The sequence below is a fragment of the Paenochrobactrum gallinarii genome (assembly GCF_014205685.1).
Lineage (GTDB): Bacteria > Pseudomonadota > Alphaproteobacteria > Rhizobiales > Rhizobiaceae > Paenochrobactrum > Paenochrobactrum gallinarii.
In genome coordinates this window covers 154,421-171,369 of the sequence record NZ_JACIIU010000002.1, presented here as the reverse complement: position 1 = coordinate 171,369, position 16,949 = coordinate 154,421, and the positions used below count along the sequence as shown (strand labels likewise).

15 protein-coding genes are annotated in these 16,949 nt (G+C 49.8%); 12 read left to right on the top strand and 3 right to left on the bottom strand.

All coding sequences use genetic code 11. The annotated features are described in order from the left end of the window. Nucleotide 1 precedes the first annotated feature (1 nt). The 9 genes from ntrX to FHS77_RS03475 all read left to right on the top strand — a co-directional run bounded on the left by ntrX (nt 2) and on the right by FHS77_RS03475 (nt 10,598). The gene (ntrX, locus tag FHS77_RS03515; RefSeq protein WP_184220082.1) at nt 2-1,363 is read left to right on the top strand and encodes a nitrogen assimilation response regulator NtrX; all 1,362 of its coding nucleotides are present in this window, start codon (nt 2-4) and stop codon (nt 1,361-1,363) included. Nucleotides 1,364-1,404: 41 nt separating this feature from the next. Then, nucleotides 1,405-2,781: a Trk system potassium transporter TrkA gene (gene trkA, locus FHS77_RS03510; protein WP_184220079.1), complete on the top strand. Its 1,377-nt coding sequence runs from the start codon at nt 1,405-1,407 to the stop codon at nt 2,779-2,781. 262 nt (nt 2,782-3,043) lie between these two features. Next, nucleotides 3,044-3,280: an RNA chaperone Hfq gene (gene hfq / locus FHS77_RS03505; RefSeq protein WP_184220587.1), complete on the top strand. Its 237-nt coding sequence runs from the start codon at nt 3,044-3,046 to the stop codon at nt 3,278-3,280. Nucleotides 3,281-3,433: 153 nt separating this feature from the next. Further along, nucleotides 3,434-4,852 carry a GTPase HflX gene (gene hflX / locus FHS77_RS03500; protein WP_343060944.1) on the top strand — a complete coding sequence of 473 codons (1,419 nt, stop codon included), beginning with the start codon at nt 3,434-3,436 and terminating at the stop codon, nt 4,850-4,852. Between the two features lie 141 nt (nt 4,853-4,993). Then, nucleotides 4,994-5,629, top strand: coding sequence for an ATP-dependent Clp protease proteolytic subunit (locus tag FHS77_RS03495; RefSeq protein WP_184220076.1), 636 nt, complete (start codon nt 4,994-4,996; stop codon nt 5,627-5,629). Nucleotides 5,630-5,991: 362 nt separating this feature from the next. After that, entirely contained in the window at nt 5,992-7,266 is a 1,275-nt protein-coding gene (gene clpX, locus FHS77_RS03490) for an ATP-dependent Clp protease ATP-binding subunit ClpX (protein ID WP_184220074.1), read from the top strand. Then, on the top strand, nt 7,253-7,417 hold the full coding sequence (locus FHS77_RS03485; protein ID WP_184220070.1) for a hypothetical protein: 165 nt from the start codon (nt 7,253-7,255) through the stop codon (nt 7,415-7,417). The genes clpX and FHS77_RS03485 overlap by 14 nt, the downstream gene beginning before the upstream one ends. Before the next feature lie 299 nt (nt 7,418-7,716). Continuing rightward, entirely contained in the window at nt 7,717-10,143 is a 2,427-nt protein-coding gene (lon, locus tag FHS77_RS03480; RefSeq protein ID WP_184220581.1) for an endopeptidase La, read from the top strand. A 179-nt stretch (nt 10,144-10,322) separates the two neighbouring features. After that, entirely contained in the window at nt 10,323-10,598 is a 276-nt protein-coding gene (locus FHS77_RS03475) for an HU family DNA-binding protein (RefSeq protein WP_184220067.1), read from the top strand. 249 nt (nt 10,599-10,847) lie between these two features. Here the strand turns inward: FHS77_RS03475 and FHS77_RS03470 are convergent, their stop codons facing one another. Further along, entirely contained in the window at nt 10,848-12,062 is a 1,215-nt protein-coding gene (locus tag FHS77_RS03470) for an NADP-dependent isocitrate dehydrogenase (RefSeq protein WP_184220064.1), read from the bottom strand. A gap of 283 nt (nt 12,063-12,345) precedes the next feature. On the opposite strand from FHS77_RS03470, the gene FHS77_RS03465 reads away from it, so the two are divergent. Both FHS77_RS03465 and murI read left to right on the top strand, forming a co-directional pair. Then, nucleotides 12,346-13,176 (top strand): RNA methyltransferase, encoded by an 831-nt coding sequence (locus tag FHS77_RS03465; protein WP_184220061.1) that lies wholly within the window; start codon nt 12,346-12,348, stop codon nt 13,174-13,176. After that, nucleotides 13,161-14,030: a glutamate racemase gene (gene murI / locus FHS77_RS03460; protein WP_374786201.1), complete on the top strand. Its 870-nt coding sequence runs from the start codon at nt 13,161-13,163 to the stop codon at nt 14,028-14,030. The genes FHS77_RS03465 and murI overlap by 16 nt, the downstream gene beginning before the upstream one ends. A gap of 8 nt (nt 14,031-14,038) precedes the next feature. Here the strand turns inward: murI and FHS77_RS03455 are convergent, their stop codons facing one another. Continuing rightward, a complete protein-coding gene (locus FHS77_RS03455) occupies nt 14,039-15,385 on the bottom strand; it encodes a DNA polymerase IV (RefSeq protein ID WP_184220055.1) in 1,347 nt (448 codons plus the stop codon). Nucleotides 15,386-15,735: 350 nt separating this feature from the next. Here FHS77_RS03455 and rnk point away from each other — a divergent pair, with 350 nt between their 5' ends. Further along, a complete protein-coding gene (rnk, locus tag FHS77_RS03450) occupies nt 15,736-16,248 on the top strand; it encodes a nucleoside diphosphate kinase regulator (RefSeq protein WP_184220052.1) in 513 nt (170 codons plus the stop codon). A 275-nt stretch (nt 16,249-16,523) separates the two neighbouring features. Here rnk and FHS77_RS03445 read toward each other — a convergent pair whose 3' ends face one another. Further along, the gene (locus tag FHS77_RS03445) at nt 16,524-16,817 is read right to left on the bottom strand and encodes a DUF3572 domain-containing protein (RefSeq protein WP_184220050.1); all 294 of its coding nucleotides are present in this window, start codon (nt 16,815-16,817) and stop codon (nt 16,524-16,526) included. Nucleotides 16,818-16,949: the final 132 nt, after the last annotated feature.

Genomic DNA, 16,949 nt, shown 5'->3' with positions numbered 1-16,949 from the left:
TATGGCAGATGAAATTCTGGTAGTTGATGATGAAGCGGATATTCGTGAGCTGGTTGCTGGTATTTTAAGCGACGAGGGGCATGAGACCCGCACCGCCTTTGATGCTGACAGCGCTTTAGCTGCCATCAATGACCGTGTGCCGCGCTTGATATTTTTGGATATCTGGTTGCAGGGCAGTCGTCTTGATGGTCTGGCCTTGCTTGACGAGATTAAAAAACTCCACCCTGATTTGCCGGTGGTGATGATTTCCGGTCATGGTAATATTGAAACTGCCGTGTCGGCAATCCGTCGCGGTGCTTATGATTTTATCGAAAAGCCGTTTAAGGCTGATCGTTTGATTCTGATCGCCGAACGGGCACTGGAAACCTCCAAGCTCAAACGTGAAGTGTCTGATTTGCGTAAGCGCAGCGGTGATAATCTGGAGCTGTTGGGCAACTCTTTGGCGATGAGCCACTTGCGCCAGACCATTGAACGTGTGGCGCCAACCAATAGCCGTATCATGATTACTGGTGCTTCCGGCGCTGGTAAAGAACTGACAGCGCGCGCCATTCACTCCAGCTCGACACGCGCCAATGGCCCGTTCGTAACGCTAAATGCGGCAATGATTACGCCGGAGCGCATGGAAATTGAGCTTTTCGGTACCGAAATGGATGGTGGCGAGCGCAAAGTCGGTGCTTTGGAAGAAGCACATGGCGGTATTTTATATCTCGATGAAATTGCAGATATGCCGCGTGAAACGCAGAATAAAATTCTGCGCGTTCTGGTCGATCAGCAATTTGAACGTGTTGGCGGCACCAAACGCGTTAAAGTGGATGTGCGTGTGATTTCATCAACCGCACAAAATCTGGAAGCGATGATCGCTGAAGGCCGTTTCCGTGAGGATTTGTACCATCGCTTGTCAGTTGTGCCGGTGCAGGTGCCGCCACTGTCGCAGCGCCGTGAAGATATTCCGATGCTGGTGGATTTCTTCATCAAGCAGATCGGCGAGCAGGCAGGGATCAAGCCGCGTCCGATCGGCAGCGATGCAATGGCTGTTTTGCAGGCTCATAGCTGGCCGGGCAATGTGCGTCAGCTTCGCAACAATATTGAGCGCCTGATGATTCTGGCGCGTGGTGATGATCCGGATGAGCCGATCACAGCAGACCTGCTGCCGGCTGATATTGGTGACACGCTGCCGCGCGCACCAACCGAATCTGATCAGCACATTATGGCGCTGCCATTGCGTGAAGCGCGCGAAATGTTTGAAAAAGAATATCTGATCGCACAGATTAACCGTTTCGGCGGTAATATCTCACGCACGGCAGAATTTGTCGGCATGGAGCGCTCGGCGCTTCACCGCAAACTGAAGTCGCTTGGTGTGTAATTGACATCTGTGTGGCGGATTAAAACAGCAATGGTGCTTACATGCGCGTGATCATCTGTGGTGCAGGGCAAGTCGGGTACGGTATCGCCGAGCGGCTGGCGGCTGAGAAAAACGATGTGTCAGTGATTGATACGTCAGTGAAACACATTCAGACCGTGCGTGACACGCTGGATGTGCGCAGCTTTGTCGGTCATGGTTCGCATCCGGATGTCTTGGCGGCCGCCGGTGCCAATGAAGCCGATATGATTATTGCGGTGACGCTTTCTGATGAGGTCAATATGGTGGCCTGTCAGGTGGCGCATTCGGTTTTCAATGTGCCCACGAAAATTGCCCGAATCCGTGCGCAAACCTATCTGAATACTGAATATTCGGATTTGTTCCTGCGGGAAAATCTGCCGATTGATGTAACCATTTCGCCTGAGCTGGAAGTGAGCGAGGTGTTGTTGCGCCGTATCGCTTTGCCTGGTGCGACCGATGTTTTACGCTTTGCCGATGAAAAAATTATCGGCCTTGCTATTGAATGTCAGGAAGAATGTCCGGTTATTAATACGCCGCTTAACCAGCTGAGCGATCTTTTTCCCGATCTTTCGGCAACGGTTGTTGGTGTGGTGCGCAAAGAGAGCCTCTTTACGCCACATTCCGCTGATGAATTGCATGCGGGGGATCTGGCTTATGTGATTACCACCCGTGAGCAGGTGCGCCGCACTTTGTCGATTTTCGGCCATGATAAGCCGGATGCCAACCGTATTATTATTGCTGGTGGCGGTAATATCGGGCTTTATGTGGCGCGAGCCATGGAAGCACATCAATCGCATACCCGTATTAAAATCATCGAAAGCAATCATGAGCGGGCTCTGGAAATTTCCGATCAATTACAGCGCACAACTGTTTTTCACGGAAGTGCGCTGGATCAGGAAGTGCTTTTGGAAGCGGAAGTGCAGGATGCAGATCTGATTGTGGCGCTGACCAATCAGGATCAGGTCAATATTCTTTCAAGCATCATGGCTAAGCGTCTGGGTTGTAAGCATAATCTGGTGCTGATTAATGATCCGGCCTATCAGGAATTTACCCATACGGTTGGCATTGATGCGCATATCAACCCGAAAAATGTGACAATTTCCAAAGTGTTGCAGCATGTGCGCCGTGGCCGTATCCGTGCGGTTTATAGCGTGCATCACGGCATGGCCGAGGTGATTGAAGCGGAAGCGATGGAAACCTCGTCGCTGGTGGGGCCGATGTTGCGTGATCTGGATCTGCCGGAAGGTTTGCGCATCGGAGCGATCTACCGTGCAGGACAGGTGATTCAGCCGACAGGGGATGTGCGTATCCGACCACGTGACCGTGTCGTCTTATTTGCGACACAGGATGTTGTAAAACAGGTGGAACAGATGTTCCGCGTCAGTCTGGAGTTCTTCTGATCGGCTTAAGCGGGCATGGCTTGATAAAATTGCTGTGCTAGCTTTGCCTGAGGCAATAGCTTTATTAAAAATCTCTTTTTTGAGATTGCAGAAAATATGCCATCCTGTTAACTCAGGCAGTGCAGTTTGGTACGGGCTTCCCATAAAAAGCCTGTTTGTTGCCTTTCAGGCGGCAAATAAAATTATCCGCTGTTGCATCTTGGATGTAGCAGATAAGCTGACCGTGACTTGGTTGTTGATCGAGAAAAAAGGAATAAGAAAAATGGTAGAACGATCGCAAAATCTGCAGGATCTCTTTCTGAATTCAGTTCGTAAGCAGAAGATTTCCCTGACAATCTTTTTGATCAATGGCGTTAAGCTCACCGGTATCGTTACCTCATTTGATAATTTTTGCGTCCTCTTGCGTCGTGATGGTCATTCGCAGCTTGTTTACAAACATGCAATTTCGACCATTATGCCAAGCCAGCCAGTGCAAATGTTTGAAGGTGAAGAAGCCTGATTTTTTGTTTGATCCAGCCTGTTGATGCATGAATGCGGACAGGTGGTTTTTGCAAATTCAAGGAAGCCGGAGCGAACAGCCGAAAGATCGGTGTTGTTGTCGCGTCCGGCTTTCGCCGTTTCTGGGCTTTAAAAAATTAATAAGGAAACAAGTTTGGGTAAGATAAACGACCGCAAACAACAGGCATCCAACCATCAGGACGGCTTTGACCATGAGGATAAGGCTCCGACCCGCGCAGCCGTCCTTGTTCCGGTTCTGCCTGATCGATATATGCAAAATGATAGTGATGATGCAGAGCCCGTCCGCTTTCAGCGCTCCAGTGAAGCACGGCTGGAAGAAGCTTGCGGCCTGGCGCGTGCTATCGATCTTGAAATTATTATGGCTGAAATCGTTAATGTTTCTCAGCCCCGTCCCGCCACTTTGCTGGGCACAGGCCGTGTTGAAACTATTGCTGAAGCGATTGAAGAGCAGGAAATCGAGCTGGTCATTGTCGATCACGCTTTAACGCCTGTGCAGCAGCGCAATCTGGAGCGCGAGTGGAAGGTCAAAGTGATTGACCGTACCGGCCTTATTTTGGAAATTTTCGGACGTCGCGCGCAAACCAAAGAAGGTGTTTTGCAGGTCGAACTTGCGCATCTCAACTATCAAAAAGGCCGGCTTGTGCGCAGCTGGACGCACCTTGAGCGCCAGCGTGGCGGTAGTGGCTTTCTGGGCGGGCCGGGTGAAACGCAGATTGAGGCCGACAGACGCCAGTTGCAGGAAAAAATTCTGCGTATCAAGCGCGAGCTGGAAACAGTGGTGCGTACTCGTACTTTACATCGTCAAAAGCGTCGTAAAGTGCCCCATCCGATTGTCGCGCTTGTCGGCTATACCAATGCCGGTAAATCCACCTTGTTTAACCGTATGACCGGTGCGGGTGTGCTGGCTGAGGATATGCTGTTTGCGACCCTTGATCCGACATTGCGTCGCATTCGTTTGCCTCATGGCGGGATGGTGATCTTGTCTGATACGGTTGGTTTTATTTCCAACCTGCCACACCATCTGGTTGCGGCGTTCCGTGCAACATTGGAAGAGGTGCTGGAAGCGGATTTGATTTTGCATATCCGTGATATTTCCGATCCTGACAATGCCGCACAGGCCGAGGATGTGGAAAGCATTCTGGCCAGCCTTGGTGTCGAGCGCAATGACCGCAAACGGGTCTATGAGGTTTGGAACAAAATCGATCTGCTGGATGAATCAGCGCATGAGGCGGCATTGGTGCTCGCCGCCAGCAGCACGTCATCCGATATGAATGATGAGGCCAAACCGGTGGCGATTTCGGCTTATACGGGTGAGGGTGTACCGGAGCTGCTCAACATCATCGAGAAACGTATTTATGGTGATTTGAAGAGCATTGATATGACATTCGGCGTTGATGAATTGTCGATGCTTGACGGAATTTATCAATCGGCCAGCAATATTAAACGAGAGAATCTGGAAGATGGTTCGGTGCGTATTCAAGCGCAAATGACCGCTTCTGCCGCGAAAATGCTGGAAGAACGCCGCTTTGGCAGCAAGCCGCAAGATGATTGAACAATGGCTTTTGCGTGTTAATGCTGACAGTCAGTTGTCACACCATCTTGCGAAACAGGGCCGCATCGCCCTATGTATGGAATAATTACGAATCCTGTCCGAGCACGCGCTGCTCTTCCCAAACAGACCCAGAGGTCCACTATGAGAGATCCGATAGAAACCGTCATGAACCTCGTGCCTATGGTTGTCGAACAGACAAACCGCGGTGAACGGGCTTATGATATTTTCTCGCGCTTGCTCAAAGAGCGTATTATTTTTGTAAATGGTCCGGTTGAAGACGGCATGTCCATGCTGATCTGCGCGCAGCTGTTGTTTCTGGAAGCGGAAAACCCGAAGAAAGAAATCAACATGTACATTAATTCGCCAGGTGGTGTCGTCACCTCCGGCATGGCGATTTATGATACGATGCAGTATATTCATTCACCGGTTTCCACCCTTTGCATGGGGCAGGCTTGCTCCATGGGCTCGTTGCTTCTGACCGCAGGTGCAACCGGCAAGCGTTATGCGCTGCCAAACGCCCGCGTGATGGTGCATCAGCCATCCGGTGGTTTTCAGGGGCAGGCATCTGATATTGAGCGCCATGCGCAGGATATCATCAAGATGAAGCGCCGCCTGAATGAAATCTATGTCAAACATACCGGCCGTGATTACGAAACCATTGAACGCACCCTTGACCGTGATCATTTCATGACTGCCCAGGAAGCGTTGGAATTTGGCCTGATCGACCGTGTGATTGAATCCCATGACGAAGTGTCTGCGCAGACACCGTCCGCTTAAAAAACAACGCGCCCTTGGCCTTAAAAGGGCTGAGGGCGCTTGAAACAAATATGATTGGAAGCAGGTATTCAGCATTGGCTGTGGCATTTTGGTCGCTAAAAACCATCTTCGTGCCACAAAACTGTCGAATTCCTACTTGTACGTGGCAAAACAATTGCTACGTTAAGCTATTATTTGGTTTCAACAGGCTAAATTAGCGCCCCAATCATAGAATCTCAACGGCTTAGCATCAGTGTAGCTGTTGTGAGATTCGGTAAAGGCCAATTTTCCAGCCATATTTCGGTCGGGGATATGTGTCTGGTATTTAGAGTTAACGGCTGTGACGATATGAACGCAACAGCCGCTATTGAAAGGAAACTGCGATGAGCAAAGTCAGCAACAGCGGTGGCGATTCTAAGAATACGCTTTATTGCTCGTTCTGCGGTAAAAGCCAGCATGAAGTGCGCAAGCTGATTGCAGGCCCGACCGTTTTTATTTGTGATGAGTGTGTTGAGCTTTGCATGGACATCATCCGCGAGGAAAACAAATCCTCAATGGTGAAGTCGCGTGAAGGTGTACCGACCCCATTAGAAATTATGGCCGTGCTGGATGATTATGTTATCGGACAGAGAGATGCAAAACGCGTTCTCGCTGTGGCCGTACATAACCACTATAAACGTCTGGCGCATCAGTCTAAAAACAACGACATCGAACTGGCAAAGTCCAACATCATGTTGGTTGGTCCGACAGGTTGCGGTAAAACCTATCTGGCGCAGACCCTTGCCCGTATCATTGATGTGCCGTTCACCATGGCCGATGCCACCACACTGACCGAAGCCGGTTATGTGGGTGAAGATGTTGAAAACATCATTCTGAAATTGTTGCAGGCGGCCGATTACAATGTTGAGCGCGCACAGCGCGGTATCGTCTATATCGACGAAGTCGACAAAATCAGCCGTAAGTCCGACAATCCGTCCATCACACGCGATGTGTCGGGTGAGGGCGTTCAGCAGGCATTGTTGAAGATCATGGAAGGCACTGTTGCTTCTGTGCCGCCGCAAGGTGGCCGCAAGCATCCGCAGCAGGAATTCCTGCAGGTGGATACAACCAATATCCTTTTCATCTGCGGCGGTGCTTTTGCCGGTCTCGACAAAATCATTTCGGCACGCGGTGAAAAGACCTCTATTGGTTTTGGCGCAACGGTTAAAACCGAAGATGATCGTCGTCTGGGTGCGATCTTCAAGGATCTGGAGCCGGAAGATTTGCTGAAGTTCGGTCTGATCCCTGAATTTGTCGGTCGTTTGCCGGTTATTGCAACACTGGAAGATCTGGATGTTGATGCGCTGGTGCAGATTTTGTCTGAACCTAAAAACGCATTGGTAAAACAGTATCAGCGTCTGTTCGATATGGAAAATGTTGAACTGACATTCCACGATGATGCATTGCGCGCGATTGCCAATAAGGCAGTGGAACGTAAAACCGGTGCGCGTGGTCTGCGTTCGATCATGGAAAAAATCCTGCTGGATACCATGTTTGAATTGCCGACACTGGAAGGCGTACAGGAAGTGGTCATTTCCGGTGAAGTCGTTGATGGCACCGCACGTCCGCTTTACATCTACGCTGAGCGTCAGGATGAAAAAGGCAATGCCACAGCTTAAAGTGCCGGCATTGACTGCAAAGATTGAAAGGGCTGCTTGGCAGCCCTTTTTTTTATTGCAGCGGCATTTTATCGATTTTGCAAAACTGGGTAATTTTGAAAGTATTTTGAACTTGAAACGATGTGTTTTGATCAAAAAAATCGGTTTTTGACGAAAAATAGCCTGCTTATGGCTGTTAGCATTAAATTTATCTGCTGACTGTTAGTGCTGACGCTTTACCTGCACACAAAATTGCGCCACATAACGTGAATATTGAGTGTAAAGTGCTTGTTTCGGATTGTACCGGAACAATGAAATGCGCAAGTATAAGAAACGATTCTATGGTGCTGCTTGAATTGGAGCCCCCGCATCTCCAATTAAGTACTGATGCACGTAAGCGACTTGCCGATGAAGCGAACAGGGAGCGCTGACGTGGCTATCAGGCGAACCGCCTGAGGAAAGGACTGTATGATGACGGGTATTGAACAGAAGACGACTGCGGGTGGTAATGACGGGCTTTATGCGGTCTTGCCGTTGCGCGACATTGTTGTTTTCCCACATATGATTGTTCCGCTGTTTGTGGGACGTGAAAAGTCGATCCGCGCACTTGAAGATGTGATGGGTAATGACAAGCAGATTATGCTTGCAACCCAGATCAATGCTGCTGACGATGATCCGTCTGCTGATGGCATCAACAAGGTAGGGACAATTGCCAATGTGCTGCAATTGCTCAAACTGCCTGACGGTACTGTGAAAGTACTGGTGGAAGGTGCTGCGCGCGCCGAAATCACCAATTTCACTGATCGTGAAGATTATCATGAAGCCTACGCCATCAAGCTCGATGAGCCTGAGGAAGATCCTGTCGAAGTGGAAGCTTTGGCACGTTCGGTCGTGGCTGACTTTGAAAATTACGTAAAGCTCAACAAGAAAATCTCTCCTGAGGTTGTAGGTGCTGCCAGCCAGATCGAGGATTACTCGAAACTTGCTGATACGGTTGCCTCGCATCTGGCGATTAAAATTACTGAAAAGCAGGAAATGCTCTCCGTGCTTTCAGTGCGCGAACGCTTGGAAAAAGCGCTCGGCTATATGGAGTCCGAAATTTCGGTGCTTCAGGTCGAAAAGCGTATCCGCAGCCGCGTCAAGCGTCAGATGGAAAAGACCCAGCGCGAATATTATCTCAATGAGCAGATGAAGGCGATCCAGAAGGAACTCGGCGACAGTGAAGACGGTCGTGACGAGATGGCCGAACTGGAAGAGCGCATCAACAAGACCAAGCTGTCCAAGGAAGCGGCTGAAAAGGCGCAAGGAGAGCTGAAAAAGCTTCGCACCATGAGCCCGATGTCGGCAGAAGCCACAGTTGTGCGCAACTATCTGGATTGGCTCCTGTCTATTCCTTGGGGTAAGAAATCCAAGGTCAAGCAGGATCTGAACTTCGCTGATGAAGTGCTGGATGCTGAGCATTTTGGCCTTGAAAAGGTAAAAGAACGGATCGTTGAATATCTGGCCGTGCAGTCACGCTCTGCCAAGATCAAGGGACCGATCATCTGCCTCGTTGGCCCTCCGGGTGTTGGTAAGACCTCGCTGGCGCGCTCTATCGCCAAGGCAACCGGACGTGAATATGTCCGTATGTCTTTGGGTGGTGTGCGTGATGAAGCGGAAATCCGCGGTCACCGCCGTACCTATATCGGTTCGATGCCTGGTAAGGTCATCCAGTCGATGAAGAAGGCGAAGAAGTCTAATCCTTTGTTCCTTCTCGATGAGATCGACAAAATGGGTCAGGATTTCCGCGGCGATCCGTCATCTGCAATGCTTGAAGTGTTGGATCCGGAACAGAACGCAACATTTATGGATCATTATCTCGAAGTAGAATATGATCTGTCGAATGTGATGTTCGTCACCACAGCCAACTCGCTCAACATTCCGGGTCCGCTGCTCGACCGTATGGAAATTATCCGCATTGCCGGATACACGGAAGATGAAAAGCTGGAGATCGCCAAGCGTCACCTTCTGCCAAAAGCTATCCGTGACCATGCCTTGCAGCCAAAGGAATTCTCGGTTTCCGAGGAAGCATTGCGCTCGGTAGTTCGTCTTTACACCCGTGAAGCCGGTGTGCGTAGCCTTGAGCGTGAGATGATGAAACTTGCGCGTAAGGCTGTCACCCGTATCATGAAAGATAAGGTCAAGGCTGTTCATGTAACAGAAGAAAACCTGTCTGAATTCTTAGGGGTAGAGAAATACCGTTTCGGTCAGATCGAAGGCGAAGATCAGGTTGGTGTTGTCACTGGCCTGGCCTGGACAGAAGTGGGCGGCGAATTGCTGACCATTGAAGGCGTCATGATGCCTGGTAAGGGCCGCATGACTGTCACAGGTAATCTTCGCGACGTGATGAAGGAATCGATCTCAGCGGCGGCGTCTTATGTCCGTTCGCGTGCGGTTGATTTCGGCATCGAGCCACCATTGTTCGACAAGCGTGATATCCACGTTCACGTGCCGGAAGGTGCGACACCAAAAGATGGTCCTTCGGCCGGTATCGGCATGATGACGGCAATTGTTTCTGTGCTGACCGGTATTCCGGTTCGTAAAGACATTGCCATGACCGGTGAGATCACGCTGCGTGGTCGTGTCTTGCCAATCGGCGGCTTGAAAGAGAAGCTGTTGGCAGCGCTGCGTGGTGGTATCAAGACTGTGCTTATTCCGGAAGAAAACGTCAAAGACTTGGCGGAAATTCCGGATAATGTGAAAAACGGTCTGGAGATCATTCCGGTCTCGCGTGCAGGTGAAGTGCTCGAGCATGCATTGGTGCGTCAGCCTGTTGCAATTGAGTGGACAGAGCCTGCGACACCGCCAGTATCGTCGCTGTCTATTGATGATGAAGCGGGCAGTTCTATTGCTCACTGAATCGAAAATTAGACCTTAAACATGAAATGCCGGGTAAAAAGCCCGGCATTTCTGTGTTTAACCCTATATTTCTGGGCTTTTTTCGTGATTTGTGGCTTGGTTTGTTGATTGATTAGAATAAACTCATGCCGATCCGGTTGAGTCACTGAACCCCGGAAAAAGAAAGAAAGGAAGTGTCCATGAATAAGAACGAACTGGTTGCCTCAGTTGCTGAAAAGGGCGGTCTTACCAAGGCAGACGCAGCTACCGCTGTTGATGCAGTTCTCGCAGCTGTAACCAGCGCTCTTCAGGCTGGAGATGAAGTACGTCTTCCAGGCTTCGGCGTATTCTCTGTATCGCACCGTGCAGCCACCACTGGGCGCAATCCGTCGACTGGTGCAGAAGTTGCGATTGCAGCACGCAACGTACCAAAGTTCTCAGCAGGTAAAGGCCTGAAAGACGCTGTTAACAGCTAAGCCTTTCTGAGCTGATAGCGCTTGAATTTTTAAGCGCTGTTGATAAAGCCCGGCTTTATGCCGGGCTTTTCTGCTTTTAAGTTCTGTGTTTCTTAGAGCAGGGCGGTATCGCTTGTGCTTGGCAGTGCCACTTGAGAATAAGCAGCGATAAATGCTCTGCTGTTTATCTTTATCTTTCCGACAAAGTGGCCATAAAAAACCCCGCATGAAGCGGGGTTTCTTTTAACACTTAAAAACAACTGGCTTTAATTAAGCAGCCATTGCCTTTTTCAGGTTTTCGTCGATCTTGTCGAGGAAGCCGGTTGTTGACAACCAAGGCTGATCCGGGCCGATAAGCAGAGCCAGATCCTTGGTCATGAAGCCGCTCTCAACGGTGTCGATGCAAACTTTTTCCAAGGTTTCAGCAAAGCGCTTCAGTTCAGCATTGTCATCGAGCTTGGCGCGATGTGCCAGACCACGGGTCCATGCGAAGATCGAAGCGATCGAGTTGGTTGAGGTTTCCTCGCCCTTCTGATGCTGACGATAGTGACGGGTCACTGTGCCGTGTGCAGCTTCTGCTTCAACGGTCTTGCCATCCGGGGTCATCAGAACAGAGGTCATCAGGCCGAGTGAGCCGAAGCCCTGTGCCACGATGTCGGACTGTACGTCACCGTCGTAGTTCTTACATGCCCAGACATAGCCGCCGGACCACTTGAGAGCGGATGCAACCATGTCATCGATCAGGCGATGTTCGTACCAGATCTTGGCTTCTTTGAATTTCTCAGCAAATTCAGCCTGATAAACTTCTTCAAAGATATCTTTGAAGCGGCCGTCATAGGCTTTGAGAATGGTGTTTTTGGTGGAGAGGTAAACCGGATAGTTGCGCAGCAAGCCGTAGTTCAGCGATGCACGGGCAAACTCACGGATCGACTCATCAATGTTGTACATAGCCATGGCAACACCGGATGAAGGTGCGTCATAAACTTCATGCTCAATCACTTCGCCGTCTTCACCAACGAATTTGATCGACAGTTTACCTTTGCCAGGGAATTTGAAATCAGTCGCGCGGTACTGGTCACCAAATGCGTGACGGCCAACGATGATTGGCTGTGTCCAGCCTGGAACCAGACGTGGTACGTTTTCGCAGATGATTGGTTCGCGGAAAATCACGCCGCCGAGAATGTTGCGGATGGTGCCGTTAGGCGATTTCCACATTTTCTTCAGTTTGAATTCTTCAACGCGGGCTTCATCAGGAGTGATGGTTGCGCATTTAACACCAACGCCGTGTTCTTTGATGGCATTTGCTGCATCAATGGTGACCTGATCATCGGTCGCATCGCGGTGTTCGACAGAAAGATCGTAATATTTCAGATCGATATCCAAATAAGGATGGATCAGTTTCTCTTTGATGAACTGCCAGATAATGCGGGTCATCTCGTCGCCATCGAGTTCGACAACCGGATTAGCAACCTTAATTTTTGCCATGGATGATGCCTCTTGTTGAATACGCTTTGAATACGTGCGCCCATATAGCATTGCTTAAGCCTAAGGCAAAGCTTTAACCGTGGTTTTATTGGTCACATCTGTGTTTCTTTAGTCTTAAAGCCAAAATAAAGCCTGTTTTTCATTGCTCACTTTATTTTAGAAAATACGCATTTACGAAGATGGGGATCAGATCAATTGGCAAACAGAAAACTTTGCGATTTTTTGCCGTTTGTGTCAGTGACAAATGAAGTAAACGCATTATTGCAATAGTCTGGAAGAAGAGATGGCCGGAACTGATAAACATCGCTCGCTGATTGCTGAGGGACCAGCGATTATTTTGGTGGAACCACAATTGCCGGAAAATATCGGCATGGTGGCGCGCGCAATGGCAAATTTTGGTCTGGCTGAATTAAGACTGGTCAATCCGCGTGAAGAATTCCCAAGTGATAAAGCACGGGCTGCTGCATCTAAAGCTGATCATGTGATTGATAATGCGATTGTCTATGATGATCTGCCATCTGCGATTGGTGATTTGAACTTTGTTTATGCAACAACTGCGCGGGAGCGCGATGGTTTCAAACAGGTGAGAAGTCCGGTTGAAGCCAGCCGCACGCTGCGTCAGCGTTTTCAGCAAAAGGAAAAAGTGGGCATTCTTTTTGGCCGCGAGCGCGTTGGTCTTAAAAATGATGAAGTTGCGCTTGCTGATGAATTGGTGACCTTTCCGGTCAATCCGGCATTTGCATCGCTCAACATCGCGCAGGCTGTGCTGCTTATGTCCTATGAGTGGATGAAAACCGGCATGGTAAATGAGGCCGATACGGTTTTCCGCGGCCCTGAAATGGAGCCGGCACCCAAGAATGAATTGCAAGGTTTATTCGACCAGTTAGAAAACGCCCTTGATACGCGCGGTTATTTCCGCCCTGAGGCCCGAAAAGCGGTGATGGTTGATGGCTTGCGTGCCGTGTTGACGCGTGCCGGTTTTGCTTCCGCGGAGCTTAAATTATTGCGTGGCGTTGTCACGTCACTGGATGTATTTTCGCCTAAAGCGCCACGCGGTTCCGGTGCGCCAGAAGGGCGCGCCCGTGTTAAAGCGGAAGGATCAGACGAGTTATGATAAAAGAACAGCCGGATCATGATAATCTGCCGGATAAAGCGCCGGTGCTTGTTTTTGACAGTGGTATTGGCGGCTTAACGGTTTTGCGTGAGCTGCGGGTCTGGTTGCCGGATCGCCGCTTTGTCTATGTGGCGGATGATGCCGGTTTTCCTTATGGCGATTGGGAAGAAGAAGCGCTTTGCGATCGCATTATTAAACTCTTTGACCGGCTGCTGGCGGAGCATAAGCCAGCCATTGTGGTGATTGCGTGTAATACCGCATCAACATTGGTGCTGGATGATTTGCGCGCAGCCTTTCCGTTTATGAAATTTGTCGGCACTGTACCGGCAATCAAACCGGCGGCAGAGCGCACCCGTTCAGGGCTTGTTTCAGTGCTGGCAACGCCTGGCACTGTACGCCGTGCTTATACGCATGATCTCATTCAGTCTTTTGCTTCAAAATGCCATGTGAAGCTGGTGGGCGCCAATTTATTGGCAACCCTTGCCGAAGCGCATATTCGCGGCGAACGGATTGATGAAGCGCAGGTGCTTGAACAAATCACGCCATGTTTTGTTGAGGAAGACGGGCGCAGAACCGATATCGTTGTGCTGGCTTGCACCCATTATCCGTTTCTGGCCAATGTCTTTCGTAAAATAGCACCGTGGCCTGTTGATTGGCTTGATCCGGCTGAGGCTATTGCGCGTCGCACGATTTCGCTGTTGCAAGAAAGCGAAGGGCAGGGCGAGAACGGGAAAATGCGGGAAAATAGTGATCATCCGCATGATGTGGCTGAATTTACGTCCGGCAAGCCTGACTTTGCCATTCGACGGTTGTTGCAAGGGTTTGGTTTGCAATTTGATCATATCGACGGCTAAGAGAAGGTTTAATCCTTCTCTTCCCGCTTGACGTGTTCTGATGGCGTTTGCGGACGGCCAAGACCGGATTTTCCAAATGTATAACCGGTTTCAACGGCTTTTTGCCCGAACTTGTTGCGCAAAAAGTCCATCGCGTTTTCTGCTTTTGCACGCCGTGTTGCTTCAATATCAACCAGATCGGGCGGATCAGCACGCTCATTGCCCGAAAGATCGCTGACGCCAATGCCAAGCAGACGAAACTTGGTGCCATCCAGTTCTTTTTCCAGCAGGCTCAAGCCGGTGTGAAAAATTCTGTCGGCCAATTGTGTCGGGCTGCTGAGCTGGCGGTTGCGGGTGCGGCTTTTAAAATCTTGGGTTTTCAGCTTTAAAACCACAGTGTGACCGGCGATTTCACCGTTTTTCAAACGGTGGGAAACTTTTTCTGAAAGAGCGCGTAATACTGGCACAAGATCATCAGACGAGGACAGATCATGATTGAATGTTGTTTCAGCCGAAATGCTTTTCATCTCATGCTCCGGCTCGACACGGCGTGTATCCTGACCCCGTGAGAGGCGATAAAGACGCTGCCCCATCACGCCATAAGACTTCATTAGCACATTTTCTTCTGTGCTCTGCAATTGCTCGATGGTGCGGATCCCGTCGCTGTTGAGCTTAGCGGTGAGCGCTTTACCGACACCCCAGATAATTGAAACCGGTTTATCACGTAAAAAAGTAAGCGCTTCTTCTTCACCAATCACAGCAAAGCCGCGTGGCTTGTTGAGGTCGGAGGCAATTTTTGCCAGAAACTTGCAGTAGGAAAGACCAACCGAAATGGTGATGCCGATTTCTTTTTCAATCCGCTGGACAAATTTAGCCAAGACAAAAGAGGCAGGCGCTTTATGAAGATTCTCCGTGCCGCTTAAATCCAAAAAGGCCTCATCAATAGAAAGCGGTTCTACAGCTGGTGTCAGTTCGCGCATCAATTGGCGCACTTCACGGCCAACCTTGCTGTATTTTTCCATATTAGGCGGAATGACTACCGCTTGCGGGCAGGCCTCCAGTGCTTTGAACATCGGCATGGCTGAGCGCACACCGTGAATGCGTGCGAGATAACAAGCCGTTGAAACAACACCACGCGTACCACCACCGATAATCAATGGCTTGTCGAGCAATTCAGGGTTGTCGCGTTTTTCAACGGCTGCATAAAAAGCATCACAATCGATATGGGCAAGCGAGAGCTTATACAGCTCTTTGTGGCGCAATAAACGCGGGCTGCCACAAGCATAACAACGGCGTGATTCTGCACTTCGCTGCATGCGAAGGCAATCACGGCAAAAGCCTGTTAACGGTGCGTTTATAGCGGTTTGTTCTGTCATGGCGCGCACTATATCGCAGAGTGAACATATTGTGAACAAGGGTGTGCAAATTTTTATGTGCACCTATACGACAATAGTAACAGGTTGCGTGTCTTGGGCTTGACAAAATGGCTGTTATCGCCAACCTTGTTGTTATGAAGAAATATGTCACATCCATTTTCCATCGGGTTAACCCGATCGCAGGATATTAGCCCTCGGAGACCGGCTTAGCGCAGCTGGCACTCAGGGGGAGACATAGTATTTATGTTCGCAAATTAACCAAAGCGCTTTCAATTTAAAAATTAAAATAACTGATCTCAGGTCGTCAAAACCCTGAGGGCGGTAATCATTCAAACGATAGTGGGATCGCCATGAGCGGAAAGAATCGTAAAAAGCCGAATATTGTTATCAGCCAGTTGGATCATGATCGGCTGATGGGGCTTGCGGAAGATGCGCCGGAGCGCGTTGCTGCGGTGGCTGATGAGCTGATTGTTGAGTTGGAACGTGCGAAAATCGTGGCCGTCGGCAAGGTGCCTGCGCACGTTATTCAGATGGGTTCTTCGGTTGAATTTAAAACGCAGGATGGTCAGCAGCGCCGTGTGACGCTGGTTTATCCGGGCGAGGCAGACATCGCCGAAGGTAAGATTTCTATTATGACACCGATTGGCGCGGCCCTGATCGGTCTTGCACCAGGGCAGAGTATTGCTTTTGCTGCGCGTGACGGCAAGATGCAGGAGTTAAGCGTGGTGCAGGTCAGCAAGCCGGGTGAGGCTTTGCCACCTGTTGAAGCTGACGGCAATGTTGAAGTGGTTGATTTTGCGGCTCGTAAACAGGCTTCAGATGCTGCTTCTGATGATGAGGGGCCCGGTCCAAGCGCAGCTTGACCTGACGTTTTAAGCCCAAGCGCAGCTTGACATTACGCTTTAAGGCCAAGCGCAGCTTGATCAGGCGTTTTAAGTCCAAGCGCGGCTTGATCCGGCGTTTTAAGGCCAAGCACAGCTTGACCTGACGTTTTAAGTCCAAGCGCAGCCTGATCAGGCGTTTTAAGGGTAAGTGCCGCTTGATTTTAATGCTACAAGTTCAGGCCGGTTTGATATAAGATTTGAAGATAAAAAGAGCGCTCAAAAGGCGCTCTTTTTTTGTGGCATCGGTAAAGGGATTAAAACTCGCTCATCTGGCCGCCTGGCAATTGTCGTGCAGCATTAACAACAGCATTAGGCTCGTTTTCTGTCGCTTCACAAAAACGCATCAATGTTGGTTCATGCGCCAGTAAAAATTGTAAGACACCGCCCAGAAAACCAGGTTCGCGTGCCGCACTGCGGATGGCTGAGGCATCAATACCGGTCAGCGTTAAAAAACGAGACATTAAATCCGGCTCTTGTGTCAGCCAGATCAGGGCTTCAATTGCCAGAGATTCTGCGTGCTCATTCGGGGCTGTTTTCACGGCGCTCATCCTTTTCTTATTTGCTGACATTCATATCGTGAATGATAAGTGGTTTGATAGCTTTATTTCGGCACTAACATGTTTAGACGTAAAATCACGAGATTGAGAAACTCGGGCCATAGGCTTTGCTGTGTGTTGCTC